We start from the raw sequence: 26,639 nt of genomic DNA on the forward strand, positions 1-26,639 counted from the left end.
TACTGTCAGATAGTGTAGTGAGTCTGTTATCTTTGCATGAAACATAACAACATTTTTTAGTCAGTGAGTGACCCGGGGTTAGTGCATATTCATTCGCCGCAATAGCTAAAATTGTTTGCTGACAAACAAAAAACCCGCCGGGAACCAGCGGGTAAAAACAAGCCAGACCAATAGTTACATTTAAGAAATTGTTATTACTGCACTGCAGCAAATGCTGCGGCAACCGGCACTACATTATTATGGTTAAGCCCGGCCATACAGACACGCCCACTGGCAATCAAGTACACACCCAAATCGGTGCGCAGCTTATCCACTTGCTCCGGGCTGAAACCGGTATAACTGAACATACCGCGCTGTGTCAGCAAGTGATCAAAACTATGCCCGGGCAATGCCGTTTTCAGTGTATCAACCAGTACCTGGCGCATTTCACTGATACGGGTGCGCATGGCATCCACTTCTGCACGCCACAGTGTGTTCAGTTCCGGGGTGTTCAGCACCATGGAAACCAGTTTCGCGCCATAATTAGGCGGGCTGGAGTAGTTACGGCGCACGGTTGCTTTTAACTGGCCCAGTACGCGGCTGGCGGCAGCGGCATCTTCACACACCACAGATAACCCGCCCACACGTTCACCATACAGTGAGAAGATTTTTGAAAATGAGTTACTGACCAGTGCAGGCAGGCCAGCGCTGGCAATAGTGCGAATGGCGTAAGCGTCTTCTTCAATACCAGCCCCAAACCCCTGGTAGGCAATATCCAGGAACGGAATCAGCTCCCTTGCCTGCAGGACTTCAATCACTTCATCCCACTGTGAATGGGTTAAATCAGCACCGGTTGGGTTATGGCAGCACGGGTGCAGCAGCACAATGCTGTGTGCCGGCAACTGGCGCAGTGTATCCAGCATGGCCGTGAAGTTTACTCCGCGGGTTTCTTTATCGAAATACGGGTAAGTATGCACATTGAAACCTGCACCGGAGAAAATGGCGATATGGTTTTCCCAGGTGGGGTCGCTCACCCACACGTCTGAATCCGGGAAGTAGCATTTCAGGAAGTCAGCCCCAACTTTCAGTGCGCCTGAACCGCCCAGGGTTTGAATTGTGGCGATGCGCCCGGCTTTCAGTGCGACGTGTTGTTCGCCAAACACCAGGTGTTGCACCGCGCTGCGGTAGGCGTTCAGCCCTTCCATTGGTAAATATACACTGGCCCCGGCAGGGTACTGTTCTAACAGGCGACGTGCGCGCGCTACCGCTTCCAGTTCAGGAATAATGGCTTTCTCGTTGTAATAAAGACCAATGCTCAGGTTGACTTTGTTTGGCCGTGGGTCCTGGTGAAATTTTTCCATCAGCGACAAAATCGGGTCGCCTGCGTAGGCGTCAACATGCTGGAACAACATTTAATACTCCTGGTTAGTCAGAGGTTACACCGCGTAGCGTCCCGGGCGGTGATTCATGGCAATAATCAGATTCAGCAGTGTGGCGCCAACAATTGAGGCAACCAGCATCGGCAGGCTGACAACGAACAGAGAAGCCGTCACTATGCAGGCATCTACCGCCATCTGGAATTTTCCGGCGCGGATCCCGCTTTTGTCCTGCAAGTAAAGTGCGAGGATATTTACGCCGCCAAGGCTCGCTTTATGGCGGAACAGCACCACAAAACCAATCCCCATCATGACGTTGCCAAACAGCGTGGCATAAAACGGGTTGAGCTGGTCGATGTGAATAAAACGGCCATGCAAGTCAGAAAATAGTGAAACCAGTGCGACGGCACAGAACGTCTTCAGGGTGAATTGCATACCCATACGGCGGACAGACAGCCAGTAGAAAGGCAGGTTAATCACGAAAAATGCCGCGCCAAAGGAGATATGGGTGACATAGTGAATCAGGAAAGCCAGGCCTGCGGTCCCACCAGTGAGTGCGCCAGACTGGCGTAGCAAAACCACACCAAATGAGATCATCAGTGTGCCAAACAGCAAGGCCAGTGCATCTTCCAGCCAGGTGTGGGCGAGTTTATTGGGCGTTATAACGTTATCCATAAGAAATCATGATTTTTCAGTGGAGCAGGATAAGCATAACCAGCAAAAAACACGCCAGAATCACCATGCAAACAGGCTGAATGGTGAATTATTCACCGACATATTCGCTAACATACTGATACATCAGGCATGGTTTTTGCGTACTTTGTGCATATAAAGACTTTTTGTTGGTTGATATGTGCATTTAATTGCTTTTTGGTACACGAATCAGGCTTACGTGTTGCACCATAATAAAGCGTTATGCCCCGATTCAGGGCAACATGTCACTGCCGGGCATCATCAGGCCGTTTTCCTTCAGGCGGTTAAGTACCACGGACGTTTTCAGGTGGGCAACGCTCTTGTTACGCGAGAGGATCTTACTGATTAAATCGCTCAGGCCTTGCAGGTCCTGAACGGCGACTTTCAGCAGGTAATCGGCATCGCCGGTGGTTTTAAAGGCATCAATCACGGCATCGACATCACGCAGCATGGTGTGGAAGCTTTCCACGCAATCAGCGGTGTGGTTCAGCAGGCGGACTTCAATCAGCCCCAGCACTTCGCGGCCCACAGCATCTGGCGCCAGCCGGGCGTGGTAGCCAAGAATGAGTTGTGCCTGCTCCAGTGCGATGCGCCGCCGTGAACACTGGGAGGCCGACAGGCCAATCAGTTCGCTAAGTTCCTGGTTTGTCAGGCGGCCGTTGGACTGCAGCAGGTTGAGGATTTTCACATCAAAGTCGTCGATATTGTACATAAGCCCGGTATCAGCGCAGAAAAAGTGGCTTACAGACTAGCAGTTTTTTCCCTCCGGCGAAGCTTTGCTGTATGTGCATTTTTTGTTCTGCGCCAAAATGGAATTGCTTTGTGCATTTTGGATGGTGTTAGTGGGGATGTTTCTGTTCACCTGGACTGATGTGAAGGTTCCGTTCACTTGCAGTGTGGTTGTTTCCGTTCACTTGCAGTGTGTCAGTGTAGCGGGTTCCGTTCACCTGAAGTGATGCGCTCAATGTGGCTTCACAGCCAGTGAACGGGCTAAAGGGGGCTCGCCCCCTTTGCAATCCCCGTTTTCGCGGGCGACCGGTGCTGCGCACTGCGTTCACCTCCGGGCAGTCAGCCTGCGGCCGGCTCGACTCGGCGTCCTGCCTCGTTTCGCCTTATTCCGCCATCCGGGCGGAATAACCTTGTCTTCCTTTCTGCGGTTCACCGGTCTTACGCGAACTGTCCCCGCTGCAAGTGGCGGGGATTTTTGTGTTGTCTGGTGTGGCTGTTGGATTTGTGTCTGATATGTCTTTGTGTGTTTTTGCTGCGGCTTCTGGCTTACAAACGGGTAGGTTTGGGTGGCCTCTAAATCGTTGAGGCGTGCCTGGCGGGCCGGGGCTGCCTGCAGGACGCAGGCAGAGCGACGGGAGGCAGGAAGCCGACTCGGAGCGGTACCCGAACAGGCCGCCGGGGTAAGCCGAATGTCCGCGAAGCGGCGATTTTGCCGGCCACAAGAGGGGGTGCAGGGGGCCAGTGCCCCCTGCGGGCGCCGGGCGCAGTTGGTGAGAGAAAGCTGTGTGGCTGACACGGCGCGCAATTTGCTCAGTACTGGCAGATGACTGTTACTGCGGTGACTGTTCCGCTCACCTGAAGTGATGCGCTCAATGCGGCTTCACAGCCTGTGAACGGGCAAAGAGAATTCTTTTTGTTAACACCGGCGCAACAAGCGGTGCGCAATCGGTTTCGTTGTTTATACCGAAAAAACGTCACATAAGCAGTATAATACACTGCTATTTAGCGATTTGTGCTCGATCATATTCCATTTATCAGATAACACCTGTTTTTTTGTTATTTTTTCTTTTTTGTAATCAATGAGTAATAAAAACGTGATTTAGATCGCACTTTTTGTCACTTACAAAATAATTAGCAAGCTTATTATAAACCCCATCGGAGGCATGCAGCCTTCCACCTGAAAGACCAAATTTAAGGAATATGACCATGAAAAGTATTAAAACTCTTGCTGCTGTTGCCGCTCTTTCTATGATTTCTTTCGCAAGCTTTGCGCAGACAGTTAGCGTAACAGCTAACACCCTTGACGGCGCTGAAGCGAAAATTGCAGCTCAGGCTAAACAGCAGGGCGCTGATTCTTACAAAATCATCGAAGCCTTCAATGGCGACCATGTTCACATGACCGCTGAACTGAACAAGTAACCTATTGAAGTAGCGGAGTTATCCGCTACCTCATGTATTGCCAGATTATTGCCTTTATTGTTTGACCCATTACCCGCTGCCCACTGCGAACCGGCAGCAGATAATGTAAGGAAGTGAACTACTCTCTCATTCCTGTCCGTTTTATCCCTGATGTACCTTCAGAGCGACAACGATGTCGCTCTTTTTTTTGCCCGTAATACCACCAACTACCCGCACAATTCCCTTTTGTCATCAGGTCAGGTTACCCACAATCACCAGCTCACACTCATCGGGCACTTCGTTATAAGAAAGTACATGTAAACCAGAAGCAAATAACCGTGCGTAGCGTGCTATCACCGGGCGTAATTGTGGTGCCACCAGTAAAACAGGCGGCAGGCGTTTTGCTTTCATCTGCTCCTGCACCATCGGCAGGGTTTGCTGCAACTGAGACAAAATATTGGGGTCGACCGGGAAACTATCCAGTGCGACTGTACCCCCAAGCTGTGCCTGGTTCAGGGCATTCAGCAACATGGTTTCCAGCGCATTATCCAGCGTCCAGGCGGATAACCCCGGGCGCTCACCGTTAATCTGGCTTATCAGCGCACGGCGCAACGCATAACGCACATCGGATGTAAGCAACAGTGGGTCTTTTGTCAGGGCTGTGCTTTCCAGCAAGGTGGCGGCAATACTGACAATATCTTTCAGGGAAACCTGCTCAAGTAATAACTGGCGGTACACTCGTAACAGCAACGAATAATTAAGTGCCTGAGCCAGGTCCTCGGCCAGTTTAGGCGCGAGATTCGCAAGGCGTGAATTAAGGTGAGTGATGTCATCGTAATTGAACAGAGCAGGCAAATGCTCACGCGCCAGTTTGTTAACATGGGTTGCTACAACACTTGCGCAATCCACCACCTGGTAGCCTAACTGCAGCGCCTGTGCTTTTTGCTCCTGGGTAATCCACACTACTGCCATGCCATAGGCCGGGTCAGTATCCAGCACACCATCAATCTCACCATACAGGTCCGCGCCGGGTATCGCCATCAGCTTATCTGCGTGTACCTCACCCGTCCCGGCATGCACCCCATTGATATACACCGCATATTGCGCTGGTTTCAGGCGAAAGTTTTCCCGAATCCGAATTTCTGGCAACAACACCCCGCTCTGTTCTGAAACTACCTGGCGCACACCACGGATACGCTGGCTCAGCGGGCTGGTTCCACTGGAATCAATCAAAGAAACCAGCTTATACCCCAGGTTCAGGCCAATGGGTTCAACCACCGGAATCGTTTCCCAACTCACGTCTGGCGTGGTGTCGGGTGCCAGTGCTGACTGCACTTCTGCTATATCTGCTTCGCTGTCAGCAGGTGTGATGCGCCGCCCCTGACGCCAGGCAGCAAACAACAACAACGCGGTAAAACTCAGAAACGCGATGTGGGGCATACCTGGCACTACTGCCAGGATAAACATGACAAACGCCGCGGTGTAGAGCACCTTCGGGTTGGCCAGCAACTGGTTTTTCACTTCGTGGCTGACATCATTCCCTTCACTGACCCGGGTGACAATAATGGCGGCAGAAGTCGCCAGCAGTAACGAAGGGATTTGTGCGACCAGCCCGTCACCAATAGTCAGCAGTACATACTGGCGAAACGCCATGGAAGCACTGAGATCGTGCTGAAAAATCCCGATGCTCACCCCACCAATCACGTTGATGACCAGAACCATGATCCCGGCGATGGCATCCCCGCGCACGAATTTGGACGCGCCGTCCATTGCGCCGTAGAAGTCCGCTTCTTTGCCCACTTCCTGGCGGCGGGTACGGGCCTGTTGCTGGTCAATCAGCCCGGCGTTCAGGTCGGCGTCAATCGCCATCTGTTTACCGGGCAGAGCATCCAGTGTGAAGCGTGCAGAAACTTCAGATATACGCTCAGCCCCTTTGGTCACCACCACAAAGTTGATGATCATCAGGATCATAAAAACGACGAAACCCACAACAAAATCACCGCCGATCACCACCTGGCCAAAGGCTTCAATCACTTTACCGGCAGCCCCTTCACCTTCATGGCCTTTCAGCAAAACCACGCGCGTAGAAGCAACGTTCAGCGTCAGACGCATCAGAGTGGTAATCAGCAGCAGTGTCGGAAATATCGCGAAATCCAGCGGCCGCCGCATATTCACCGACACCAGCAGCACCATCACCGCCAGCACAATATTGAAGGTAAACAGGATATCCAGCACCATGGGCGATAAGGGCAGAATGACCATTGCCAGGATACTGAGCAGGAGAACGGGAACCCCGATTTGTGCCTGGCGTAACGCCGCCACAGCAGGTGTTAACTTACTGCTCGCCATAAGATTGTAATACCTCTTTGGGAAGGGAAATTTGACGGTTGAGATAAGGTTGTGTTGCCTGCCCGGCGCGCCAGGCTTTTATCTGCATGACATAGGTCAGTACATGAGCAATAGCCCGGTATAAGGTTGCCGGTATTTGTTGGTTTACTTTGGTGGTGTAATACACCGCACGCGCCAGAGGCGGAAACTCAACGATTTCCACCTGGTTTTCTTGCGCCAGCTCGCGAATCACCCGTGCGATGTCATCTGCGCCTTTGGCGACAATCCACGGTGCCTGCGCTTTTTCCGGGTCATATTTCAGGGCAACAGCAAAGTGTGTCGGGTTGGTTATCACCACATCGGCGGTGGGCACAGTGCGCCGCATTTGCCCCATTGCCATTTGCCGTTGCAACTGGCGGATACGGCCTTTGATTTGCGGGTTGCCATCATTGTTTTTGTGCTCTTCTTTTACTTCCTGTTTGGTCATTTTCATCTTTTTGGTAAACAGGAATTTGCTCAGCGGAATATCCAGCACGGCAAACACCACCATCACGGCGATAAACCACACCAGTACGCTATACAAAATGGCGAACCCGCGCTGAATACCCTGCAATAAATAGAGGCGTTGCAGGTGCAGCAGGTTGTCCATTTCGCTTAATACCATGGCGTAAATCACGCCCAGAATAATGGCGCATTTCAGGATCATCTTGCCCACGTCAGACAGATGGCTGGCGGCGAAAATACGTTTTATCCCACTCATTGGGCTGAGCTTTTTAAAATCTGGCTTGAGTTTGCTTAATGCCACATTCCACCCGCCTGGTACCAGGCTTGCCGCCATACACACCAGCGGGATGGGTAACAGAGAAAAAATCACCCGCAGCAATACCCAGATATTGACCTGAGCAAACTGTTTTAATGCTGCCGGGTCGTGGGTTTGCCCGGCCAGGCTTTCAATAGCGGCGAAAGATTCCCCCACCAGGCTCCGGTACCAGGGCAGGCAGGCACTGATAACAACAAATGACGCCACCAGCCCGGCGGCCGTAGTCATATCTTTTGAGCGGGGAAGATCCCCTTTTTCACGCGCCTTGCGCAGCTTGCCCGGGGTGGGTTTTTCGCTTTTATCGCCTGAGGAACTGCTCATCAGTACGTCCTTATCGCTTCCAGCTTTGCCAGAATTTCATTGGTGAGGTTGAGGTAGTGTTCCGGGATATTGCTCATCATCATGGCAACGCACAGCAGCCCGAAAAGCATGCTCACCGGAAAACCCAGCGAAAACAGGTTCAGTGTGGGTGAAACACGGTTCAGCAGGCCAAAACCCCCCTGCACAATCAGCATCACAAACGTGGTGGGCAGGGCAATCAGTGTGGCAGAGGCCATGATCCAGCCCAGGCTCTCTACCAGCATCATCAGTGTGGGTGTGTTAATCGCCTGTCCAGGAGGCCAGTAAATAAAGCCTTTGAATAAAATGGTGACCACCAGCAGGTGCCCGTCCAGGGAAAAAAACAGTAATGCACAGAAGATGAAAATGACCTGGGAGATAACGGTGGTTGAGCTGCCATTCACCGGGTCGCTCATCATTGCCATCCCCAGCCCCATATTCATTGAAAGGATGTGCCCGGCAGTTTGCAGTGCAACAAAAACCAGTTGCAGCGCCATGCCAAATAACACACCCCACAGAATTTGTTCCCCTACCAGTAGCAGTGTGTGCAGGCTGAAAAAAATCCCCGGTAGTGGGTAAGGTGGCAGCATGGGCCCCATCACTGCGGTTAACGCCAGTGCCAGAGCAATTTTGCTGCGCCGGGAAAACGCCTGGTTATCCAGCACCGGGCAGAACTGCAGGAGTGCCAGAATGCGTACAAACGGCAGCACCAGCAGCAACAGGCTGTTCATTAACTGTTGAACCTCAGCACCAGACATCGTCAGCCCACCAGCGCAGCAGCCCGGTGGAATATTTCCACCGTGAAATCGGCCAGCCGGGTCAGCATCCATTTCCCGGCAACAATCAGAATGGTCAGCGTAACCAGCAGGCGCGGCAAAAAGCTCAGCGTCTGTTCGTTAATCTGTGTCGTGGCCTGAAAGATGCTCACACACAACCCGACCAGCAGGCCTGGAACAATCGCCACGGCAGCAATCAGTAATACCAGTTGAATACCCGAGGCCATCACATCCCCGGCGAGATCCATATTCATTGCGCTACAATCCTTGTACGCTGGCGGTAAGCGTCCCCACCATTAATGTCCAGCCGTCACACAAAACAAACAGCATCAGCTTGAACGGCAGTGAGACAATCAGCGGCGAGAGCATCATCATCCCCATCGCCATCAAAATGCTGGCAACAATCAGATCGATCACCAAAAAGGGGATATAAATCATGAAGCCTATCTGGAAGGCGGTTTTGAGTTCGCTCAGCAAAAATGCCGGGGTAACCACTGTCAGATCCTGCTCTGTGGCGTCGCCCTGGGCCTGTGCAATAGTCATTATTTGCCCCATTGCTTTTTTGTCGGTTTGCGCCAGCATAAACTGGCGTAACGGCGTGGCTGCCCGGGTTAACGCCTGTTGCAATGAGATTTCATCGTTCTGGAAAGGCGTAATTGCTTCCTGATGTACAGTGGTCCATACCGGGCGCATAACCAGTAATGTCAGCGCCAGCGCAATACCGGTCAGGATCTTATTCGGCGGGCTTTGCTGTAGCCCCAGCGCCTGGCGCAGAATGGCCAGCACAATAATGAAACGGGTGAAGCTGGTCATCATCAAAACCATGATGGGCAGCAGGCCCAGCAAGGTCATCATTATCAGAATTTCGATATTAACGTGGTAATCCTGGCCCGAACCGTTATCGCTGGTGCTGAATAAAGTTATATCGCCGCCCGCAGCCAGCGCGGGCAGGGCAAACAAAGTGGCGGCCAGCACGGGTAACGCTAAATACCAACGCTTCATGATGCCAGCTCGCCTAAATCGTGGCTGTTAAATTCCACAATACGCAGACCGTACTTGTCATTAATCACCACCACTTCGGCTTTCCCGAAAGGAATACCATTTACCTTGATATCCAGAGGGTCGCCCGCCAGTTTATCCAGCTCAATCACACTGTTGCCATCCACCTCCATCAGGTCTGCCAGGGTGACATCCACTGACGCCACTTCCAGAGTCAGCGTCACCGGAATACGGCTGAATAATGCCATCTTGCGCCGCTGTGCCGCGTTATCCGCCACCGGCTCCTGCCCCTGTAAATCAAGGCGCAGGTTGCCTTCAACCCGGTCTTCCATTGGCAGCTCACCCAGGTCGATATCACTAAAATCCAGTGGCATCTCCAGTCCGTTTTCTAAATCAGTCATGATGTTTCTCAATCAGGTTGTCATTAAAATCGCAAAAAAAGAGTTTCCCGCGTTCCTGGGCAATGCTGGCAGTCAGGATTTGCGCCTTATTCACAAACACTGGTACGGGTTCATTGAGCGCAATGGGAATAATGTCTCCAGGGCGGATTTCAGCCATCTGGGCGACGGTAATAGTCATGCCCGTTAGTTTGCCGTTTAGCCGCACTGGCATATGTGAAACCAGGTGTTCAAGCGCCGCAGGAGGCCGGAGAACAGCGCCAGGGGATTGCGCAACAGAACCACTACGCAGGCGCTGTAATAAACGGTCAACCAGTGCGTTATCCAGCAACAGCCTGAAACACCCTTGCTGGTAACCATCCATTTCCAGTTGAATACACCCTGCCCACTGATGAATAATGGCGCCATGATCTTGTTCGGGCTGAATATCCACCCCAATAAGCGTGTTATCCAGCACCAGAGAAATAATGTCCTGGGCGATTTTATTTTTCAGCCGCTCCTCTGTTTTGGTCACCGGAAGCGTAATTTCTGTTTGTTCATGATCAGTTGATGAATGATGTTGGGTGTCATCATTTAGCCCATAGTAATCATTAAGAATTCTCAGCAATAACGGGCGCTCAATATCGAAACCCACATGGCCATAACCGGTGGAATAAACCTGTGCAGGGCGATGGTCTTTTCCTGGCAAGAAGTTGAGCGCAGCCAATGAAACATTTACACGTAATTTTTTCAGAAAATAGATACTGAGCTTTGCATCCAGAATCTCAAAATTGTCATTTAACAATGCAGGTAACTTATGCCAGGGCTTGCCCAATTTGCTGGCGTCGAGGTAAACAAGAGGTTCTACCTCACTCACCTGATGAATCTTTATTCTTTTGCGAAACATGTCCTTGTTCATTGATACTGTCCTTACAGGCCGTAACCCTTGCATTCCATGTGAAATATATCCTGGCTTGTTTAACTTCTTGCCGTGAAGTGCCGCTTATATCTTTGTTATACATGCAAACAAAATGCATGCATTAATTAGAACCTTATAAGAACTAAAAAACAATACTAAGAAAATTATTATTTGATAAATAATCCTTTTTAATCACACAGGGATTTAATGTGTTAACTGTATGATTTTTAATGATTAATATTTTAATACTCATTAAAAATGAGACATTATCTCCCTCACTGCTCATACTTAAGAAAATTCAAAGTGAAGATTCTTAATAAGAGGCGGGCATGAAAAAAACAATCTTAAGAAAAACACTCACTCATTGGCTGATATAGCTTAAAGATAAGAGTAAATATAGTTTTAATTAAGATTTTCTTGTTGTTATAACTGATTGCTTGCCAGCAAGGCTGCTAACCTGAAAATGAATGAAGAGCACTTATGCGTACATTATTAAACACTGAAAATATGCATCCTAATCGTTTTATTGCCAGCGACCCAAATAGTATGGATGCATTTTCTCTTGCACACCGTGTGGCGCAATTTCAGGTTCCGGTATTAATTACCGGTGAAACCGGTGCCGGTAAGGAGTGCATTGCCAAATACATTCATGAGCACGCTTTTGATGAGGAGGCGCCTTATGTTGGTGTGAACTGTGCCGCTATTCCAGAAAATATGCTGGAAGCGATTCTGTTTGGCTATGAAAAAGGTGCATTTACTGGAGCAATCACCCGTGTTGCGGGTAAATTTGAGCAGGCAAATGGTGGCACATTATTGCTGGATGAAATTGGTGATATGCCAATGGCTCTGCAGGTAAAGTTATTGCGCGTATTGCAGGAAAATATGGTTGAACGGCTGGGTGGGAATCAGAAAATCCCGCTCGACATTCGTATTATTGCCTCAACCAATAAAGATTTATCAGAAGAAATGGCCTGTGGGCGTTTTCGTGAGGATTTGTATTACCGCATTGCTGTTATGCCTATTCATGTAGCCCCCTTACGGGAACGCCCTCAGGATATTTTACCGCTGGCGCGCCATTTTATTCGTAAATATCACCAGTTCCACGGTGCGGATATCCACCTGAGTGGTGATGCCTGCCAGGCTCTGGTGCAACACAGCTGGCCGGGTAATGTGCGTGAACTGGAAAATGTTATCCAGCGCGGGCTTATCCTTTGCGATGGTAAAGAAATTCATGCCCGTGATTTTGGCCTGGGCCACACCAGCAAAGAGGCGGCCGGTTCTCACCTGACACCTGCCGGGGAAACTGATTCACCACAACCACCAATACACCGTATGAAACAACAAGGCCGCCTGGCGGAATACCACTATCTGCTGGAGTTATTGCGCCGCCACGACGGGAATAAATCCCGTACTGCTGCGTTTTTAGGCATTACCCCACGCGCTCTGCGTTACCGTCTGGCCGCCATGCGGGAAGATGGTCTGGATATTGCCGCCAGCGCGAATTAATTGCACACAATGAAAGGACTCAGAAATGGCACAACCTATTTCAGGCGTAAGCCTGGCTGACGAGCAACGCGCCCTGGTTCAGGCTCTGGCACAAACCGCTGCCACGGCAAGCGCCGGTATTACCCGTGCAGCACAACCTGCAACACAGGCGGGCCAGCCCTCTTTTACCGCACTTATGAATAACGCGGTCAATAGCGTTAATCAGCTCCAGCACAGTGCTGCAACCCAACAACATGCCGTGGCAACGGGCCAGAGTGATGACCTGGCCGGGGCGATGGTGGAAAGCCAGAAAGCCAGTATTGCCTTTTCAGCGATGACACAGGTTCGCAATAAGCTGACCCGGGCGCTGGACGACATCATGAATACACCGTTGTAAGGTGGCGACCGTGCTAAATAAACTCACCACTCGCCTGCGTACATTTGCGCTACCTGGCAACATGAACAAAACACAATGGCTGATGGGCGCTGGCGGTCTGGTGCTCACCGGCGCGATTGTGTTATCCCTCTGGCGTAACGACCAGGGCTATGTGGCGCTCTATGGCCAGGCTGAAAACATTCCTGTCGCACAAGTTGTGGAAGTACTGGGCGCAGAAAACATTGCCTACCGGGTTAACCCGGTCTCGGGTGATATTCTGGTAACGGAAAAAACGCTGGCACGGGCGAGAATGGCACTGGCCGCCAAAGGGATTTCCGCCACGTTGCCCGATGGCTACGAGCTGATGGACAAAGAGGAGATGCTTGGCTCCAGCCAGTTTATTCAGAATGTGCGCTACAAGCGCAGCCTGGAAGGAGAGCTGGCACGTAGTGTGATGGCGCTGAACGCCGTGGAGCGGGCGCGGGTGCACCTTGGCCTGAGCGATGCCAGCTCATTTGTCCTGAATAATCGCCCTGAAAGCAGTGCCTCTGTGCTGGTGCAACTGGCACCGGGCAGGCAACTTGATGACGCGCAAATCGCAGCCATTATTCAGTTAGTCACTGGTAGCGTTCCGGGAATGAAGCCAGCGAGCGTCAGTGTTGTGGACAGCAGCGGCAATCTGCTGTCAGAAGCCTTTGCTGCCAGCCAGGGCAATGCGATGCAAAGCCGTGCCAGCCTGGATGCCGTACAGCGTATTCGCAATGAAACCACACACAATATCGCTGTGTTGCTGACCCCATTGGTGGGAAATGGCAACTTCCGTATCAGTGTCGCGCCGCAGGTAGACTTAAGCCACATCGAAGAAACACAGGAACGGCTGGGAGAACAACCCAAAATCCGTGAAGAAAACCTGAGCGAAGAAAATACCAGCCGGGAACTGGCTCTGGGTATTCCTGGCTCACTGAGTAACCGCCCGGTTACGCCTGCGGCCGAAGGAAGCGCTGCACAAAATACCACTAACCCGGCAGGCCCTGTTGCCAGCCGCAGCAATGCCCAGCGCAGTTACGCTTTTGACCGGGATATTCGCCATATCCGCCACCCGGGCTGGCGGCTGGAGAAACTGCAGGTTGCTGTTGTCCTGAACCAGGGGGCAGTGGCAACTCAGGCCCTGACACCTGAACAACTGGCAGATATCACCAGGATGGTTGAACAGGCGGCTGGCCTCAATGCCACCCGGGGAGATGTGCTCAGCCTGAGTGTCCTGGCTTTCAGCGATGCACCTTCTCTGCCAGATTTACCTGCAGAAAAGTGGTGGCAGGACAGAGCAATTCAGTTCTGGGGCCAAAACGCCGGGCTGCTCCTGCTGGCGCTGCTGGTATTACTGTTCGGCCTGCGCCCCCTGGTGCGGCGCTTTACCACGGTGAAAACCGTTCCGGCGCAGCCCGTTCCCGCTGAACTCCTGACGGAGGCGCAATCGCCGTCACCGCAGGCAGAAGGCAATGAAGATACACCACCAAAAGCGCTGGCAAACAGCCCTTTCCAACAGGAAGAAAATCTGCCACCGATGAGTTCCGGGTTGGAAACCAAAGTTGAGTTTCTGCAAACCCTCGCCAGCAATGAAACGGACCGTATGGCGGAAGTGATGAAACAATGGATTAGTAGTCATGAACGAAACAGCGAAAAAGAGCAGTAATCCGCAACCAGGCAACCGCACACCTCTGGAACAGGCCGCGATTCTGTTACTGAGTGTTGGCGAAGAAGCCGCTGCGCAACTAATGCAGAAATTCTCCCGGGAGGAAGTCCTGGTGCTGAGTGAAACCATGGCACGCCTGCACGGTGTAAAAGTGAATCATGTGCGCCATGCCATTAACCGTTTTTTCCAGGATTACAGCGAACAAAGCGGGATTAACGGCGCATCACGCAGCTATTTGCAGGGAATTTTGCAAAAAGCACTGGGCAGTGAAATAGCCAGTAGTGTGATCAACGGGATTTATGGCGAAGCGATTCGCTACCGCATGACGCGCCTGCAATGGGTAGATGTCCCGCAGTTAGTTGCGCTGATTGAACATGAGCACCTGCAATTACAGGCGGTATTTCTGGCCTTTTTGCCACCCGATGTCGCCGCCAATGTGCTGGACGCGCTCCCCAAATCCCGACAGGACGAAATTCTGTGGCGTATTGCCCGTCTTGATGATGTTAACCGCGACGTTATCAATGAACTTGACCGGCTGATTGACCGGGGCGTGGCGGTGATTTCTGAACATGGCTCCCGGGTTGCGGGTGTGCGCCATGCCGCCAATATCATGAACCGCATTCCGGACAACCAGCAAACACTGCTGGCCCAGTTGCGCGAACGCGATGAGCAAATCGTCGATGCATTAAAAGATGAAATGTATGAGTTCTTTATTCTCAGCCGACAGAGCCCGCAAACCCTGCAACGCATTATGGACGAGGTGGCACTCGATGCCTGGGCGATAGCCCTTAAAGGCACTGAGCCGGTACTGCGCCAGGCCATTTACAGTGTGCTGCCCAAACGCCAGGTCACGCAGTTGCAAAGCAGCACTGCCCGCCTTGGCCCGCTACCGGTGAGCCGTATTGAGCAGGAGCGCAAAGCCATTATGGCAACGGTTCGCGAACTGGCAGAGCAGGGTGAAATCGACATCCAGTTGTTTGCTGAACGCACCCTGGAATAACCGGAGACAAAGATGGAAAAACAACCCCGTCAGGCGGTAATCAGGCCGCGCCGTTACCAGTTTCCCCCATTGCGTCCGGCGCAACCAGACCACGCACCAACAGATGCCGGCCAGCAGGGTACAACCCAGCAGCAGCTTTCCCGTGGCTATAACGATGGCATGAACCAGGGTTTTGCCCGCGGGCTGGAAGAGGGGAAGCAGGAAGGTTACCAGGAAGGTGTACGCCTGGGTTTTGAAGAAGGCATGCGCAAAGGGCTGGCTGAAGGAAAACGCCAGGCCCGGCAACAATTTGACGATACCGTCTCGCCACTGGACAGCGCCAGCCTGGCTGTGAACCGCTTTTTAGCGGACTACGAGCAACAACGGCGTACTGAACTGCTGCAACTGGTGGAGAAAGTCACCCGCCAGGTCATTCGCTGCGAGCTGGCACTGCAACCTACGCAATTGCTGGCACTGATAGAAGAAGCCCTGAGTAGTCTGGCCGGGCCGCCGGGGCAAATTCGGGTACAAATGAACCCGGAAGAGTTCGCCCGCATACAGGACACCCTGCCTGAGAAAGTCCAGCAATGGGGGCTGTGTGCAGAAGCCACACTTGCGGCTGGCGAATGCCGGGTTATCACTGAGCAGGCAGAAATTGATATTGGTTGCGCACACCGTCTTGATCACTGCATGGACACACTGAAATCCACATTGTTAGCAGAGCAACCCCATGAAACCGAATGATTTTGAACAGGCACTGCGCGCTATCAACACCACTCCGCTGGCCAAAGTCGCCGGAAAGCTGGTACGGGTGCATGGTCCGTTGCTGGCCTGCACGGGTTGCCAGCTGGCTATTGGCCAGCACTGCCAGGTGGAAGACGCACGCAGTGGGTATATTGCGGCCCAGGTGGTGGGCTTCGACAAGGACATCACCTGGTTAATGCCGCTTTCTCAACCTGAAGGGCTGAGCTCTGGCGCCCGGGTTTTCCCAACCGACAAGAACGACAGGCTGATGATTGGTGAACACTGGCTTGGGCGTGTTATCAATGGCATGGGAGAACCGCTGGATGACAAAGGCAAGCTCCACGGCGAAACCCCACTTGATGCACAGATTAGCCAGGTTCACCCACTGAAACGCCGGGCGGTAAATACTGTGCTGGATGTCGGGGTCCGCGCCATCAACAGCCTGTTGACCATTGGTAAAGGTCAGCGCGTTGGGTTGATGGCCGGGAGTGGAGTGGGAAAAAGTGTGCTGATTGGCATGATAACCCGTTTTACGCAGGCTGATGTGGTGGTGGTCGGGCTGATTGGCGAACGGGGGCGTGAAGTCAGAGAGTTTATTGATGAAGCACTACAGGAAGAAGGGCTGGCGAAATCCGTGGTGGTGGCCGCCCCTGCGGGTGAATCGCCACTGATGCGCATTCAGGCCACTGAATTATGCCACCGTATTGCCGCCTGGTTTCGTGACCAGGGAAAAGATGTGCTGCTGATTGTCGATTCCCTGACCCGCTACGCCATGGCACAGCGGGAAATCGCGCTGTCTTTGGGCGAACCACCGGCAACCAAAGGCTACCCGCCTTCGGCTTTCGCCATGATCCCGCGCCTGGTTGAAAGCGCGGGGAACAGCACCAGTGCAGGCACCATGACCGCCATCTATACCGTACTTGCCGAAGGCGATGACCAGCAGGATCCGATTGTTGACTGCGCCCGTGCGGTGCTTGACGGACATATTGTGTTATCCCGCCAGCTTGCAGAAAGCGGCCACTACCCGGCCATTGATATCGGGCAATCCATTAGCCGTTGTATGAGCCAGATAACCGTGCGCGCCCATCAGGAAGCAGCCCGGGCATTTAAACAGACCTGGGCTGCCTGGCAACAGGTAAAACCCCTGATTCCCCTGGGCGGCTATGTTGCCGGAGCAGACCCACTGGCAGACAAAGCCGTGAGTCTGGCTCCCGCTATCGGGCGTTTTCTGCAACAGGATGTTAATGACGCGGTGGCTACCCTTCAGGCTATTCATGAACTCAGCACCCTGGTACAGGCAGGCTGATACTATGAGGTTGATACTATGACCAACACACTGCATACCCTTGAACAATTACACCAGTTGCGCCGCCGTCAGTTAGACGAAATGAGCCGCGACTTTTCCCACCACCAGCAACAGCAACAACGCCTCAAAACCACGCTGGATACGCTAACCCGCCTGGCAACGGAACTGCCCGTCACCACTTCGCCCAGCCCAGGCCAGTTGTGCAACCAGGTCAATTACCAGCGCACATTGCAACGGGTTATAGACGGGCAAACTCAGGCCCATGCTCTGGCGCAGTCAGAAACCCGCCGCCTGCAGGGGAAATTATTACTCGCGCGTAAAAAGCTCCAGGGGCTGGAAAGCCTGCTGGGCCAACACCGTGAACAACAACAGGAAACCCTGCGCCGTAAAGAACAACAGGTGACGGATGCCCTTGCTGCACAACATGTAAGACACCCAATGATGGGAGGGTAATACGCGGACGAGGTTTGTTTCATGAATGGCCCGCGCAACCCGGTTATTTACATGGCATGTTTGATACCGCGTTTCAGCAGCAAATAATTCGCTGGTACGGAAATCACATAACCGACGAACATAGCCACTATCATCTGGCCCCAGAATGTGACTGAGCCGGTATCCGGTGCGCTGTTGACATCGCCTCTGCGAAAAAACCACAGGCAAATAAACATACCGGCCTGGAAAACCACCAGGGAAATCGTGTCGGCTTTGACCGCCTTGATTAAGGCTGCAACACGCGATTTTTCCCCCATTTCGCGCATAGGCAGATACTGAAACAAAATACCCAGTAAAAATGCCGCAACAAACGACACCAGAGTATGCCCAAAGAAGGCTGAACCGGCCAGGGTCACTTTGGTGAAAGCCGCAACAGGCGCAGCGATAATATCGCCAGTCACGCATCCTGCGCCACAGTGCGTAGCCGAGACACAAGCATCCCGCCAGCTTATTGTGTGGTGGTGTGCGGAGTGCGCACTGTGGTCATGAGTGTCAGTGCGCTTATGTGCTCCCAGCGCCTGCCAGACAAACCAACCAAAAACCGGCATATAAAGCCCTGTTACTGGCCAGGTGACAGACATCACTTTCATATGCTGAGGATGATGGCGAATATCCCAGGCAATCCCCAGTGCGGTGCAAACACTTGCAATAATCATCAGACTGTATAAAAACACGCAACCTCCTTCACTTAACATTTAAGTTTAGACGGTCTGCGTTTTTATGCAGGCGGGCAGCTTCAGCGGTGCTGGTAGAGCCAGTTCTCCGGCTCGCTGGCATTGAGTATGCTTTGCACGATGTCGTACTGCATATTCAGCAAGGTGCCATTATACTGGTTCGCTGTCTGTGCCTCTCTGGCCTGTGTTTCTACCTGCTGCCATAAAGCTCTGCCCCTCTCCTGCCAGGCCGGGGGCAAATGGCGAATCAGGCGCTGCACACCCTGATGATTAGTGCTTATCCCCAGAGCGCTTAACAACTTTTGCCGCGTGTTTCCGGTGCTGCTCAACTTATGGTACAGGCCAAAAATTTGCTGGTTGATGGTCTCCAGTTCCTCACTATTGCGTGCCAGGATTGCCTGACGCTGGCGGAGTAACAGAGCATTCAGGCCGCGCCAGGCTTTATAGTCCTGGCTGAGGTCGTACATGAACTGCTGCAAATACTGGCGGGCCTGGTTGTTCATTGGCCCCCCTGGTGAAACTGGCACATTGCCTGGCTGAGTGCTTCAGGGTCGATACTGAACTCACCCTTAGCAATCGCTGCCTTCATTTCTTCAACTCGCGCCATATCTACCTCGGGCATGGCTTTTAGCGCTGCCAGCGCCCCTTCAGGAACCGGCTCATTTGCGGCAGATAACGGCATGATTGCCGCAATACTCTCTTCATTACCTGCCGCTTTTGCAGGCAGGCTTTCTGTCATCTGGCGGATGACAAGCGGTTGTGAGCCGGTAATTTTCATCATTTTTATCCTGTCATAAAAAGCCATCACAAATCTGGCCTGGGCGGAAAAACAGTTTCCACTGTGGTAAACGAGGAAAACGGCCGGTCCGTTCAGAAACTTAAATATTCACTGCGGATTATTCTTCTGTTTCTGCCACCACTTTTACCAGACCGGCACTTACCACCTGCGCCAGCACAATACGTTCGCTGGAAAGATTTTTGACCCGAATCATGCCACCGGCTCGCCCATTCTGGAGTGCCTCCCCCTGGGTACGGGCTTCAATTCCCTGCTGGCTGGCAACCAGTGTCACCTGCTGACCACGAGAAATAACCTGCGGTTTATCGACATGTTGCAGCGAAATAACCTGGCCTTCCCGCAACCGGCGCTTTACGGAAAATCCGCTAAGTTTCTCGATTTTCGTCTCATATCCCCCGCGAATAGCCACAATATTTTGCTTTTTCATCACCAGATCTTGCGCAGTAAGCAGATGTTCCCGGGGCAAGGCGTGGCGGGCGGTGACAACAGGCAGGAGGATCTCGGGTTTGACTGTGACAGTGGTTTGCCAGCTCAGCGCGCCAGTGCAGCGCACATTCACTTTCATCCGGCTGAAATCCTGAGCAGACAGACCACTTAACTGTGCTTCTGGTGGGGTGGCGCAGCGTGGGTAATTCGCTACATCCTGCAGGGCAAAGAGCGCAACGCGTAACTGCCAGTCTTGCCATTGCTGGCGTTTTGCTTGCTGGTTTACAGCCTGGTTTACCGCCTGGCGGGCGGCGGATTCAATCTGCAGGCGCGCGGAGGGCAGGCCATTTGCAGCAACCGTGGCGCAGGCGGAAAAAAGCCATAAAACAGCGGCGCTTACGGGGAAAAGAAACTTCCCATTGAGTGAAGAGGCTAAATGCAACTTACTGAAATACATAATATTAAATTCCTGGCACGATGATTGCTATTAAGAGTGTGAGGAAGCAACCAACCAGAAATAAACAAGGACATACTCAGTGAGTATTCATTTTGACAAAGCGTTAGGCATTCACCCCGAAGCCCTGGCTTTGCGAGTAACCCGGGCAGAAGTGCTTTCTGCCAACCTGGCGAATGTCGATACGCCGGGTTACCAGGCTAAAGATATTGATTTTGCCGCGCAGATGCAACGCGCAAATTCACCAGGATTACGCCACACCACGCCAGAAACATTGTACCGCGTGCCTTACCAGCCTGCGGCAGATGGCAATACCGTGGCTCTGGATGTCGAACAGGCAGAATTTGCCAAAAACGCCCAGGCGTTTCATATGAGCCTGACCTTCCTGAACATGAAGTTCGCTGGCCTGAAAAAGGCTATTGAAGAACGTTAACCCGCAAGGTAACCCTGAAAATGGCATTTGAAGCAATTTACCAAATATCCAGTTCAGCTATGACGGCCCAGACCGTACGGCTGAACACGATTGCCAGTAACCTGGCCAATGCAGAAACCCCGGCGGCAGCCGAAGACAGCACCTATAAGGCGCGACGTCCGGTGTTTGCCTCTGTCTACCATACGGCGCAGAACCCGCACCACAGCGCACTGCAAAGTGCCCGTGTACAGGTGCTGGATGTTGTAGAAACCAGCGGTGCGCTCCAGCGTTACCAGCCCGGGCACCCACTGGCAGATAACGGCGGCTATGTCTGGTACCCCGAAATTAATGTGGTGGAAGAAATGGCCGACATGATGTCCGCTTCGCGGAACTTTGAAACCCATGTTGAAGTGCTGAACAACGTCAAAAGTATGCAGCAAAGCCTGTTGCGCCTGGGCGAGGCCAGCTGATGAATATCAACCAGACCAGCGCCACTACGCACACCACCAGCAATAATGTAGTGAGCAACAGCACCGCGTCATCCATGAACACCATGTTTATGCAATTGCTGGTGGCACAAATACAAAACCAGGACCCACTCAACCCCACAGATGGTACCGAATATGTCAGCCAACTGGCACAGCTCACTCAGGTGCAGTCCATGGAAGTGATGTCGCAGTTAATGGCGAACAACACCGTGCTAATGGACAACCTCCAGACCCTGAGCACCGGCAATCTGGTAGGGCAACCCGTAATGGTTAATACCGACCGCTTTAGCTGCGATGGTGAAACCAGCGTAAATGGCCGCCTGACACTGGAACACCCGGCAAGTGTCGTGACAGTCATCGTCAAAGAGAGCAATGGCACTGAGCACAAGATTGAACTCGGCAGCCAGGGTGCAGGCCAGGTGGATTTCACTATCGACCCGGAAGAACTGGGCATTGAAGCCGGTGATGTCACACTGAGTGTGGTCACTGACACCGGAGAAACCACTGCCCCTATTGAAATAGGCGGTGTTGTCACTAACGTGCGAATACCGCTCGATGGCAGCGCGACGCTGCTGAACATTGCCGGACTGGGAGAAGTGGCTTATCACAATATTACCCAGTTTGGCGCATCCACCCCACCACGCGCGGCATGACGCCGCCCGTTAATACAGGACGTATTCTTTATGAGTTTCAATGTTGCAATTTCTGGCCTGAATGCCATCAACGACCAGTTGGGCGCTATTTCCAATAACATCGCCAACTCCGGCACAGTGGGTTTTAAATCCGGCCGTGCGGAATTTGCCTCGCTGTATGCTTCCAGCCAGCCACTGGGCGTGGGAATTAGCGGCATGACGCAAAGTATTACCAAAGGCGGAAGCATTGCTTCCACCGGCAACAGCCTGGACCTGGCGATTGCCGGTAATGGCTTTTTTATGGTGCGTGATGCGAGCGGGAACACGGCGTTTACCCGTGCGGGGTATTTTGGTACTGATGCCAATGGTAATTTGGTGAACAACCTTGGTATGCAGCTACAGGGTAACCCGGTGGATGCCAACGGTAATCTGCAAACGGGTACAGTTTCCGGGCTGCAAATTAATAACAATGCCATTGCGGCCAAAAGCACCAGTAACCTCGATTTTACCGCTAACCTGGATGCCCGCGCTGAAGTACCGGAAGTGACGCCTTTCGACGCCGATAACAGCGAAAGCTGGAATAACGTGTATACCACGCAAGTGTACGATTCCCTGGGCCGGGAACATACGCTGAACCAGTATTATGTGAAAACTGACGATAACACCTGGGAAGTGTGGTACACCCTGAATGGCGAACCGGTCGATTCCCCGTCAGGCCCGCAAACGCTGTCATTTACCGAGCAGGGTACGCTGGCTTCCCCTACCTCTCCAGTCGATATTCAGGTGGATATCCCCGGAACTGCGCCGTTATCGCTGGCGGTGAACTACAACGGTTCCACACAGTTTGGTTCTGATTTTTCGGTCAGCAAAAACCAGGGCAATGGTTACGCTTCTGGCCAGTGTACCGGGCAAATGATTGACGACGAAGGTTTCGTGTACGCCACTTACTCCAATGGCGAGCGCATGCTTCAGGGGCAACTGGTACTGGCAACCTTCACCAATCCGAACGGTTTATCCAGCCAGAATGGCACCACCTGGGTACACACCTCCAGCTCGGGTGATCCCATTATCGGCCAGCCCGGAACAGGGTTACTGGGCGGTATTGTTGCTGGCGCACTGGAGTCTTCCAATGTGGATTTAACCAATGAACTGGTCGGCCTGATGACCGCACAACGCAACTATCAGGCTAACACTAAAGTTATCAGCACCAATGACAATATGCTGAGCTCCCTGTTCCAGGCGGTGTAATGGATAAGCTGATTTTTACCGCTGTCAGCGGGGCTTCGCGCAATTTATCCCGCCAGCAGATCCACGCCAATAACCTGGCTAACGTCAACACCGCCGGGTTTCGACGCGACCTGGAAACGGCCAACAGCCAGTTGCTCACCGGCGCAGGTTACGCTTCACGCCAGTTGGTCAATACCGCAGCCAGTTCAGTGGAAATGGCGCCAGGCGCGTTACGTGAAACCGGGCGTGAGCTGGATATTGCCATTAAAGGCGAAGGGCTGATTGCGCTGGCTGCGGGTGACCGGGAAATCTATACCCGTAACGGGCAAATTACCCTGGGGCCGGAAGGCGACCTGAGTATTAATGGCTACCCGGTTATTGGCGATAACGGCCCGATTATTCTGCCGCCTTTTTCTGCTCTGCACATTAGCGATGACGGCGTAATTTCGCTGGTGGCAGAAGACGGCAATATGGCAACGCCGCTGGATGTGGACCGTATCAAACTGGTGAGTGTTCCCGGTGCCGCGCTCAGCAAAAATGACGCAGGCTTCCTGGTGACCGCCGCACGGGAAAACCCACGCGATGAAGATATCGTCATAGCCAGCCGCCACCTGGAAAGCGCCAATGTCTCTGTGATGGATGAAATGCTGTCCAGCATTGCGCTGAACCGCCAGTTCGAGGCGCAAATCAAGATGATGAAAGCAGCGGAAGAACTGGCGAATGCCGGAAACCGGTTATTACGCGGCGCATGATGCGCTGGCAAGAACAGAAAAGGATAAACAATGAACCCCGCATTATGGATAAGTAAAACCGGCCTCGCCGCGCAGGATGCGCGCATGGCCGCCATCTCCAACAACCTGGCGAACGTCAACACCACGGGCTTTAAACGCGACCGGGTGATGTTTTCTGATTTGTTTTACCAGAACCAGCGCGCCCCAGGTGCGCTACTGGACCAGAACAATACCGCTCCAACCGGGATTCAGTACGGCAGCGGCGTCAAAGTCACTGGCACCCAGAAAGAATTTACGGTGGGCAGCATTCAGAACACGGGCAAGGATCTGGATATTGCTATCTCCGGCCAGGGCTTTTTCCAGGTGGAAACCAGTGATGGCGATATTGCCTACACCCGGGCCGGAAACCTGCAGATTAACCCCGATGGCATGATAACCAACGCGCAGGGGCTGCCTCTGGTTCCGCAAATCGACCTGCCAGATAACGTGCAGTCACTTCAGGTGGCGCGGGATGGCACCGTGAGCGCCATTGTTGCCGGAGAAACCGACCCGGTGGAGTTAGGGCAAATCACCCTGGTCAACTTCGTGAATCCCGCGGGCCTCGAAGCGCTGGGCGGAAACCTGTACCGGGAAACCGCCGCCAGTGGCGATGCGGTAGAAGGTGTGCCTGGCGAAGACGCATTTGGGCATCTGGAGCAAGGTTCACTGGAAGGCTCTAACGTGCAAGTGGTGGAAGAAATGGTGGACATGATAATGGTGCAACGGGCTTATGAAATGAACGCCAAAATGGTCTCTGCTGCTGATGACATGCTGAAGTTTGTTACCCAGGCGCTGTAGCAAGAGGCTTAACGTGATGAACAGAACAACCATGATGATAGCCGGTGCGGTGTTCTTGCTGGCGGGGTGCGAAAGCCAGACCCTGCTGGTCCATAAAGACGATGCCCAGTACGCACCCCCCGCTATGCCTGTCGAAACGCCCGCCAAACCCGCCAATGGCGGGTTATACAGTGCCGGATACAACTGGTCACTGGTGCAGGACCGCCGGGCTTACCGGGTGGGCGATATCCTGACTATCCGGCTGGATGAATCCACTCAGGCCAGCAAGCAGGCGCGTACCAATTTCGGCAAAAAGAACGACGTTTCGATTGGTATTCCGGAAGCTTTTGGCCAGTCTGCCGAAAAACTGGCGGGCTCGGTGGATGGCAGCCGTAATTTTAATGGCAACGCAACCAGCCAGCAGCAAAACAGCCTGCGCGGGGCGATTACGGTGGCGGTTTACAGTGTGCAACCCAACGGGGTACTCGCCATTCGGGGCGAAAAATGGCTCACCCTGAACCAGGGCGATGAATATATGCGGGTAACGGGCCTTGTCAGGGCGGAAGATATTGAGCCGGATAACTCCATCTCTTCCCAGCGTATCGCCAACGCGCGCATTGCTTATGCGGGCAGAGGCGCACTGAGTGACGCCAATTCCGCCGGGTGGCTGACCCGTTTCTTTAATCACCCACTGTTCCCTTTATAAGGAAAATATCATGAAAGGATTCAGGTCATTGGTATGCCTGCTGTTGATTACCCTAAGCGCCCGCGCCGAGCGGCTGGGCAACCTGGTCGATATCCAGGGAGTGCGCGGCAACCAACTGGTGGGCTACAGCCTGGTGGTTGGCCTGGATGGCACTGGCGATAAAAACCAGGTGAAGTTCACCAGCCAGTCGGTCACCAATATGCTGCGCCAGTTTGGTGTACAAATGCCCGCTAATATTTCCCCAAAAGTAAAAAACGTCGCGGCCGTTGCGCTCAGCGCCACGTTGCCACCTGGGTATTCCCCCGGGCAGACCATTGATGTCACGGTGTCTTCTATTGGTGATGCCAAAAGCCTGCGTGGCGGCACCTTACTGTTAACCCAATTGCGCGGGGCTGATGGTGAGGTGTATGCGCTGGCACAAGGCAATGTGGTGGTGGGTGGCATGAAAGCCGAAGGCAACAGCGGGTCCAGTGTCACCATGAATACCCCCACCGCCGGGCGCATTCCCAATGGCGCAACGGTTGAGCGCCCGGTTGAATCTGATTTCCACACCAGTGGGCAGGTTACCCTCAGCCTGAAGCGCCCGAGTTTCAGTACCGCCAATAATGTGGCGATGGCGCTCAACACGGCGTTTGGCGCGGGCACGGCCACCGCTCAGAGCGCGACCAATATCAGCGTGAATGCTCCGGCAGACAGCGCCAGCCGGGTGGCGTTTATGTCTGTGCTGGAGGATGTCCGGGTGAATGCCGGGAAAGTAGTACCACGGGTAGTCTTTAACTCCCGCACCGGCACCGTGGTAATTGGCGACGGCGTGGTGGTGCGGGCTGCGGCTGTCTCTCACGGCAACCTCACGGTGACCATTAACGAATCCACCCAGGTCAGCCAGCCGGGCGCACTGAGTCACGGCGCGACTGTAGCCGCACCGCAAAGCGAGATTGGAGTACGCCGTGACCGCGGCCAGATGGTCACTATCCCGGCAGGCACCAGCTTGCGCAGTATTGTGAACACGATTAACAGCCTGGGCGCAGCCCCAGACGACACCATGGCTATTTTACAGGCACTGCATGAAGCCGGTGCGCTGGATGCTGAGCTGGTTGTGATTTAAGGAGAAGCGCCATGATAACCCCATTAACCACGACCGCCGGTTCACCATTCAGCCCTGTTGCGGGTGAAGCCCGCCCACAAAATCTGGCGGAAGCCGCCAACCAGTTTGAAGCGATGTTTCTGCGCACGTTACTCAGCCAGATGCGCAGCGCCAGCACCGCACTGACTCAGGATTCGTTGTTTAACAGCAAACAGCAAACCCTGCTGCGCGAACTTTATGATGACCAACTGGCAAACCACCTGGCGGCGCAAGGTAGCGCGGGTATCAGCCGCCTGATCCTTGCGCAACTGGACGGGCAGAATCCGCCAGCAACTTAAGAACCGGGCCTGGCTTGCCGTTTTAACCAGATAACAGCGGGCTTCCC

Annotated in this window: 31 protein-coding genes; 17 read left to right on the top strand and 14 right to left on the bottom strand. The window is 53.2% G+C overall.

Annotated features, from left to right (window positions below):
• Positions 1-194: 194 nt before the first annotated feature.
• From A9B99_RS10740 to A9B99_RS10750, 3 genes are all read right to left on the bottom strand, one after another.
• The gene (locus A9B99_RS10740) at positions 195-1,388 is read right to left on the bottom strand and encodes an amino acid aminotransferase (RefSeq protein ID WP_064598018.1); all 1,194 of its coding nucleotides are present in this window, start codon (positions 1,386-1,388) and stop codon (positions 195-197) included.
• A 27-nt stretch (positions 1,389-1,415) separates the two neighbouring features.
• Positions 1,416-2,030 carry a YitT family protein gene (locus A9B99_RS10745; RefSeq protein ID WP_036113768.1) on the bottom strand — a complete coding sequence of 205 codons (615 nt, stop codon included), beginning with the start codon at positions 2,028-2,030 and terminating at the stop codon, positions 1,416-1,418.
• A gap of 250 nt (positions 2,031-2,280) precedes the next feature.
• Entirely contained in the window at positions 2,281-2,760 is a 480-nt protein-coding gene (locus A9B99_RS10750; protein ID WP_036113765.1) for an Lrp/AsnC family transcriptional regulator, read from the bottom strand.
• A gap of 1,223 nt (positions 2,761-3,983) precedes the next feature.
• Between A9B99_RS10750 and A9B99_RS10755 the strand changes: the two genes are divergently transcribed.
• Positions 3,984-4,196, top strand: a complete 213-nt coding sequence (locus tag A9B99_RS10755) for a YdgH/BhsA/McbA family protein (RefSeq protein ID WP_064597349.1) — start codon at positions 3,984-3,986, stop codon at positions 4,194-4,196.
• Positions 4,197-4,427: 231 nt separating this feature from the next.
• Here the strand turns inward: A9B99_RS10755 and A9B99_RS10760 are convergent, their stop codons facing one another.
• Genes A9B99_RS10760 through A9B99_RS10790 form a run of 7 tightly spaced genes read right to left on the bottom strand, consistent with a single transcriptional unit; the run spans position 4,428 to position 10,733 of the window.
• The gene (locus A9B99_RS10760; RefSeq protein WP_064597350.1) at positions 4,428-6,524 is read right to left on the bottom strand and encodes a flagellar biosynthesis protein FlhA; all 2,097 of its coding nucleotides are present in this window, start codon (positions 6,522-6,524) and stop codon (positions 4,428-4,430) included.
• On the bottom strand, positions 6,511-7,644 hold the full coding sequence (gene flhB / locus A9B99_RS10765) for a flagellar biosynthesis protein FlhB (RefSeq protein ID WP_064597352.1): 1,134 nt from the start codon (positions 7,642-7,644) through the stop codon (positions 6,511-6,513). The genes A9B99_RS10760 and flhB overlap by 14 nt, the downstream gene beginning before the upstream one ends.
• Complete coding sequence (locus A9B99_RS10770) at positions 7,644-8,420, bottom strand: flagellar biosynthetic protein FliR (RefSeq protein WP_064597354.1); 777 nt, start codon at positions 8,418-8,420, stop codon at positions 7,644-7,646. The genes flhB and A9B99_RS10770 overlap by 1 nt, the downstream gene beginning before the upstream one ends.
• A 2-nt stretch (positions 8,421-8,422) precedes the next feature.
• Positions 8,423-8,692, bottom strand: a complete 270-nt coding sequence (fliQ, locus tag A9B99_RS10775; protein ID WP_064597357.1) for a flagellar biosynthesis protein FliQ — start codon at positions 8,690-8,692, stop codon at positions 8,423-8,425.
• 4 nt (positions 8,693-8,696) lie between these two features.
• Positions 8,697-9,440 (bottom strand): flagellar type III secretion system pore protein FliP, encoded by a 744-nt coding sequence (fliP, locus tag A9B99_RS10780; RefSeq protein ID WP_064597359.1) that lies wholly within the window; start codon positions 9,438-9,440, stop codon positions 8,697-8,699.
• Positions 9,437-9,838 carry a flagellar motor switch protein FliN gene (gene fliN / locus A9B99_RS10785; RefSeq protein WP_064597361.1) on the bottom strand — a complete coding sequence of 134 codons (402 nt, stop codon included), beginning with the start codon at positions 9,836-9,838 and terminating at the stop codon, positions 9,437-9,439. The genes fliP and fliN overlap by 4 nt, the downstream gene beginning before the upstream one ends.
• Complete coding sequence (locus A9B99_RS10790) at positions 9,831-10,733, bottom strand: FliM/FliN family flagellar motor switch protein (RefSeq protein ID WP_197499267.1); 903 nt, start codon at positions 10,731-10,733, stop codon at positions 9,831-9,833. The genes fliN and A9B99_RS10790 overlap by 8 nt, the downstream gene beginning before the upstream one ends.
• A 480-nt stretch (positions 10,734-11,213) precedes the next feature.
• On the opposite strand from A9B99_RS10790, the gene A9B99_RS10795 reads away from it, so the two are divergent.
• From A9B99_RS10795 to fliJ, 7 genes are all read left to right on the top strand, one after another.
• Positions 11,214-12,239, top strand: coding sequence for a sigma-54 interaction domain-containing protein (locus A9B99_RS10795; protein WP_064597363.1), 1,026 nt, complete (start codon positions 11,214-11,216; stop codon positions 12,237-12,239).
• Positions 12,240-12,264: 25 nt separating this feature from the next.
• Complete coding sequence (gene fliE, locus A9B99_RS10800; RefSeq protein WP_064597365.1) at positions 12,265-12,615, top strand: flagellar hook-basal body complex protein FliE; 351 nt, start codon at positions 12,265-12,267, stop codon at positions 12,613-12,615.
• A gap of 61 nt (positions 12,616-12,676) precedes the next feature.
• Positions 12,677-14,287, top strand: a complete 1,611-nt coding sequence (fliF, locus tag A9B99_RS10805; protein WP_414855553.1) for a flagellar basal-body MS-ring/collar protein FliF — start codon at positions 12,677-12,679, stop codon at positions 14,285-14,287.
• Positions 14,259-15,287 (top strand): FliG C-terminal domain-containing protein, encoded by a 1,029-nt coding sequence (locus A9B99_RS10810; protein ID WP_064597368.1) that lies wholly within the window; start codon positions 14,259-14,261, stop codon positions 15,285-15,287. The genes fliF and A9B99_RS10810 overlap by 29 nt, the downstream gene beginning before the upstream one ends.
• A gap of 12 nt (positions 15,288-15,299) precedes the next feature.
• Positions 15,300-16,010 carry a flagellar assembly protein FliH gene (fliH, locus tag A9B99_RS10815; protein WP_064597370.1) on the top strand — a complete coding sequence of 237 codons (711 nt, stop codon included), beginning with the start codon at positions 15,300-15,302 and terminating at the stop codon, positions 16,008-16,010.
• On the top strand, positions 15,997-17,316 hold the full coding sequence (gene fliI, locus A9B99_RS10820; RefSeq protein ID WP_064597372.1) for a flagellar protein export ATPase FliI: 1,320 nt from the start codon (positions 15,997-15,999) through the stop codon (positions 17,314-17,316). Before fliH ends, fliI begins: the two co-directional genes overlap by 14 nt.
• Before the next feature lie 18 nt (positions 17,317-17,334).
• On the top strand, positions 17,335-17,769 hold the full coding sequence (gene fliJ / locus A9B99_RS10825; protein WP_064597373.1) for a flagellar export protein FliJ: 435 nt from the start codon (positions 17,335-17,337) through the stop codon (positions 17,767-17,769).
• Positions 17,770-17,816: 47 nt separating this feature from the next.
• On the opposite strand, the gene A9B99_RS10830 is transcribed toward fliJ, so the two are convergent.
• The 4 genes from A9B99_RS10830 to flgA all read right to left on the bottom strand — a co-directional run bounded on the left by A9B99_RS10830 (position 17,817) and on the right by flgA (position 20,161).
• On the bottom strand, positions 17,817-18,482 hold the full coding sequence (locus A9B99_RS10830) for a DUF4396 domain-containing protein (protein ID WP_197499268.1): 666 nt from the start codon (positions 18,480-18,482) through the stop codon (positions 17,817-17,819).
• 62 nt (positions 18,483-18,544) lie between these two features.
• Positions 18,545-18,985 carry a flagellar protein FlgN gene (gene flgN, locus A9B99_RS10835; protein ID WP_064597375.1) on the bottom strand — a complete coding sequence of 147 codons (441 nt, stop codon included), beginning with the start codon at positions 18,983-18,985 and terminating at the stop codon, positions 18,545-18,547.
• Positions 18,982-19,263: a flagellar biosynthesis anti-sigma factor FlgM gene (gene flgM, locus A9B99_RS10840; RefSeq protein WP_197499269.1), complete on the bottom strand. Its 282-nt coding sequence runs from the start codon at positions 19,261-19,263 to the stop codon at positions 18,982-18,984. The genes flgN and flgM overlap by 4 nt, the downstream gene beginning before the upstream one ends.
• 115 nt (positions 19,264-19,378) lie before the next feature.
• A complete protein-coding gene (flgA, locus tag A9B99_RS10845; RefSeq protein ID WP_064597378.1) occupies positions 19,379-20,161 on the bottom strand; it encodes a flagellar basal body P-ring formation chaperone FlgA in 783 nt (260 codons plus the stop codon).
• 79 nt (positions 20,162-20,240) lie between these two features.
• Here flgA and flgB point away from each other — a divergent pair, with 79 nt between their 5' ends.
• The 9 genes from flgB to A9B99_RS10890 are packed head-to-tail and all read left to right on the top strand — an operon-like array spanning position 20,241 to position 26,592.
• The gene (gene flgB, locus A9B99_RS10850) at positions 20,241-20,591 is read left to right on the top strand and encodes a flagellar basal body rod protein FlgB (RefSeq protein ID WP_064597380.1); all 351 of its coding nucleotides are present in this window, start codon (positions 20,241-20,243) and stop codon (positions 20,589-20,591) included.
• Between the two features lie 20 nt (positions 20,592-20,611).
• Positions 20,612-21,040: a flagellar basal body rod protein FlgC gene (gene flgC / locus A9B99_RS10855; protein ID WP_064597382.1), complete on the top strand. Its 429-nt coding sequence runs from the start codon at positions 20,612-20,614 to the stop codon at positions 21,038-21,040.
• Entirely contained in the window at positions 21,040-21,711 is a 672-nt protein-coding gene (gene flgD, locus A9B99_RS10860; protein ID WP_064597384.1) for a flagellar hook assembly protein FlgD, read from the top strand. The genes flgC and flgD overlap by 1 nt, the downstream gene beginning before the upstream one ends.
• Positions 21,712-21,741: 30 nt before the next feature.
• Positions 21,742-22,938 carry a flagellar hook protein FlgE gene (flgE, locus tag A9B99_RS10865; RefSeq protein ID WP_064597386.1) on the top strand — a complete coding sequence of 399 codons (1,197 nt, stop codon included), beginning with the start codon at positions 21,742-21,744 and terminating at the stop codon, positions 22,936-22,938.
• Positions 22,938-23,669, top strand: a complete 732-nt coding sequence (locus A9B99_RS10870) for a flagellar basal body rod protein FlgF (protein WP_064597388.1) — start codon at positions 22,938-22,940, stop codon at positions 23,667-23,669. The genes flgE and A9B99_RS10870 overlap by 1 nt, the downstream gene beginning before the upstream one ends.
• Positions 23,670-23,699: 30 nt before the next feature.
• Positions 23,700-24,485 carry a flagellar basal-body rod protein FlgG gene (flgG, locus tag A9B99_RS10875; protein WP_064597390.1) on the top strand — a complete coding sequence of 262 codons (786 nt, stop codon included), beginning with the start codon at positions 23,700-23,702 and terminating at the stop codon, positions 24,483-24,485.
• Positions 24,486-24,501: 16 nt separating this feature from the next.
• Positions 24,502-25,170 (top strand): flagellar basal body L-ring protein FlgH, encoded by a 669-nt coding sequence (gene flgH, locus A9B99_RS10880; RefSeq protein ID WP_064597392.1) that lies wholly within the window; start codon positions 24,502-24,504, stop codon positions 25,168-25,170.
• A gap of 10 nt (positions 25,171-25,180) precedes the next feature.
• Positions 25,181-26,275 carry a flagellar basal body P-ring protein FlgI gene (locus tag A9B99_RS10885; protein WP_082917863.1) on the top strand — a complete coding sequence of 365 codons (1,095 nt, stop codon included), beginning with the start codon at positions 25,181-25,183 and terminating at the stop codon, positions 26,273-26,275.
• An 11-nt stretch (positions 26,276-26,286) separates the two neighbouring features.
• Positions 26,287-26,592: a rod-binding protein gene (locus A9B99_RS10890; RefSeq protein WP_064597397.1), complete on the top strand. Its 306-nt coding sequence runs from the start codon at positions 26,287-26,289 to the stop codon at positions 26,590-26,592.
• Positions 26,593-26,639: the final 47 nt, after the last annotated feature.

The organism is Mangrovibacter phragmitis (assembly GCF_001655675.1).
GTDB lineage: Bacteria > Pseudomonadota > Gammaproteobacteria > Enterobacterales > Enterobacteriaceae > Mangrovibacter > Mangrovibacter phragmitis.

Excerpts from the sequence above, each read along its gene's own strand:
- A9B99_RS10745 (WP_036113768.1), bottom strand. The coding sequence starts at position 2,030 with ATGGATAACGTTATAACGCCCAATAAACTCGCCCACACCTGGCTGGAA.
- A9B99_RS10750 (WP_036113765.1), bottom strand. The coding sequence starts at position 2,760 with ATGTACAATATCGACGACTTTGATGTGAAAATCCTCAACCTGCTGCAG.
- A9B99_RS10755 (WP_064597349.1), top strand. The coding sequence starts at position 3,984 with ATGAAAAGTATTAAAACTCTTGCTGCTGTTGCCGCTCTTTCTATGATT.
- A9B99_RS10760 (WP_064597350.1), bottom strand. The coding sequence starts at position 6,524 with ATGGCGAGCAGTAAGTTAACACCTGCTGTGGCGGCGTTACGCCAGGCA.
- flhB (WP_064597352.1), bottom strand. The coding sequence starts at position 7,644 with ATGAGCAGTTCCTCAGGCGATAAAAGCGAAAAACCCACCCCGGGCAAG.
- A9B99_RS10770 (WP_064597354.1), bottom strand. The coding sequence starts at position 8,420 with ATGTCTGGTGCTGAGGTTCAACAGTTAATGAACAGCCTGTTGCTGCTG.
- fliQ (WP_064597357.1), bottom strand. The coding sequence starts at position 8,692 with ATGAATATGGATCTCGCCGGGGATGTGATGGCCTCGGGTATTCAACTG.
- fliP (WP_064597359.1), bottom strand. The coding sequence starts at position 9,440 with ATGAAGCGTTGGTATTTAGCGTTACCCGTGCTGGCCGCCACTTTGTTT.
- fliN (WP_064597361.1), bottom strand. The coding sequence starts at position 9,838 with ATGACTGATTTAGAAAACGGACTGGAGATGCCACTGGATTTTAGTGAT.
- A9B99_RS10790 (WP_197499267.1), bottom strand. The coding sequence starts at position 10,733 with ATGAACAAGGACATGTTTCGCAAAAGAATAAAGATTCATCAGGTGAGT.
- A9B99_RS10795 (WP_064597363.1), top strand. The coding sequence starts at position 11,214 with ATGCGTACATTATTAAACACTGAAAATATGCATCCTAATCGTTTTATT.
- fliE (WP_064597365.1), top strand. The coding sequence starts at position 12,265 with ATGGCACAACCTATTTCAGGCGTAAGCCTGGCTGACGAGCAACGCGCC.
- fliF (WP_414855553.1), top strand. The coding sequence starts at position 12,677 with ATGAACAAAACACAATGGCTGATGGGCGCTGGCGGTCTGGTGCTCACC.
- A9B99_RS10810 (WP_064597368.1), top strand. The coding sequence starts at position 14,259 with ATGAACGAAACAGCGAAAAAGAGCAGTAATCCGCAACCAGGCAACCGC.
- fliH (WP_064597370.1), top strand. The coding sequence starts at position 15,300 with ATGGAAAAACAACCCCGTCAGGCGGTAATCAGGCCGCGCCGTTACCAG.
- fliI (WP_064597372.1), top strand. The coding sequence starts at position 15,997 with ATGAAACCGAATGATTTTGAACAGGCACTGCGCGCTATCAACACCACT.
- fliJ (WP_064597373.1), top strand. The coding sequence starts at position 17,335 with ATGACCAACACACTGCATACCCTTGAACAATTACACCAGTTGCGCCGC.
- flgN (WP_064597375.1), bottom strand. The coding sequence starts at position 18,985 with ATGAACAACCAGGCCCGCCAGTATTTGCAGCAGTTCATGTACGACCTC.
- flgM (WP_197499269.1), bottom strand. The coding sequence starts at position 19,263 with ATGATGAAAATTACCGGCTCACAACCGCTTGTCATCCGCCAGATGACA.
- flgA (WP_064597378.1), bottom strand. The coding sequence starts at position 20,161 with ATGTATTTCAGTAAGTTGCATTTAGCCTCTTCACTCAATGGGAAGTTT.
- flgC (WP_064597382.1), top strand. The coding sequence starts at position 20,612 with ATGGCATTTGAAGCAATTTACCAAATATCCAGTTCAGCTATGACGGCC.
- flgD (WP_064597384.1), top strand. The coding sequence starts at position 21,040 with ATGAATATCAACCAGACCAGCGCCACTACGCACACCACCAGCAATAAT.
- flgE (WP_064597386.1), top strand. The coding sequence starts at position 21,742 with ATGAGTTTCAATGTTGCAATTTCTGGCCTGAATGCCATCAACGACCAG.
- A9B99_RS10870 (WP_064597388.1), top strand. The coding sequence starts at position 22,938 with ATGGATAAGCTGATTTTTACCGCTGTCAGCGGGGCTTCGCGCAATTTA.
- flgG (WP_064597390.1), top strand. The coding sequence starts at position 23,700 with ATGAACCCCGCATTATGGATAAGTAAAACCGGCCTCGCCGCGCAGGAT.
- flgH (WP_064597392.1), top strand. The coding sequence starts at position 24,502 with ATGAACAGAACAACCATGATGATAGCCGGTGCGGTGTTCTTGCTGGCG.
- A9B99_RS10885 (WP_082917863.1), top strand. The coding sequence starts at position 25,181 with ATGAAAGGATTCAGGTCATTGGTATGCCTGCTGTTGATTACCCTAAGC.
- A9B99_RS10890 (WP_064597397.1), top strand. The coding sequence starts at position 26,287 with ATGATAACCCCATTAACCACGACCGCCGGTTCACCATTCAGCCCTGTT.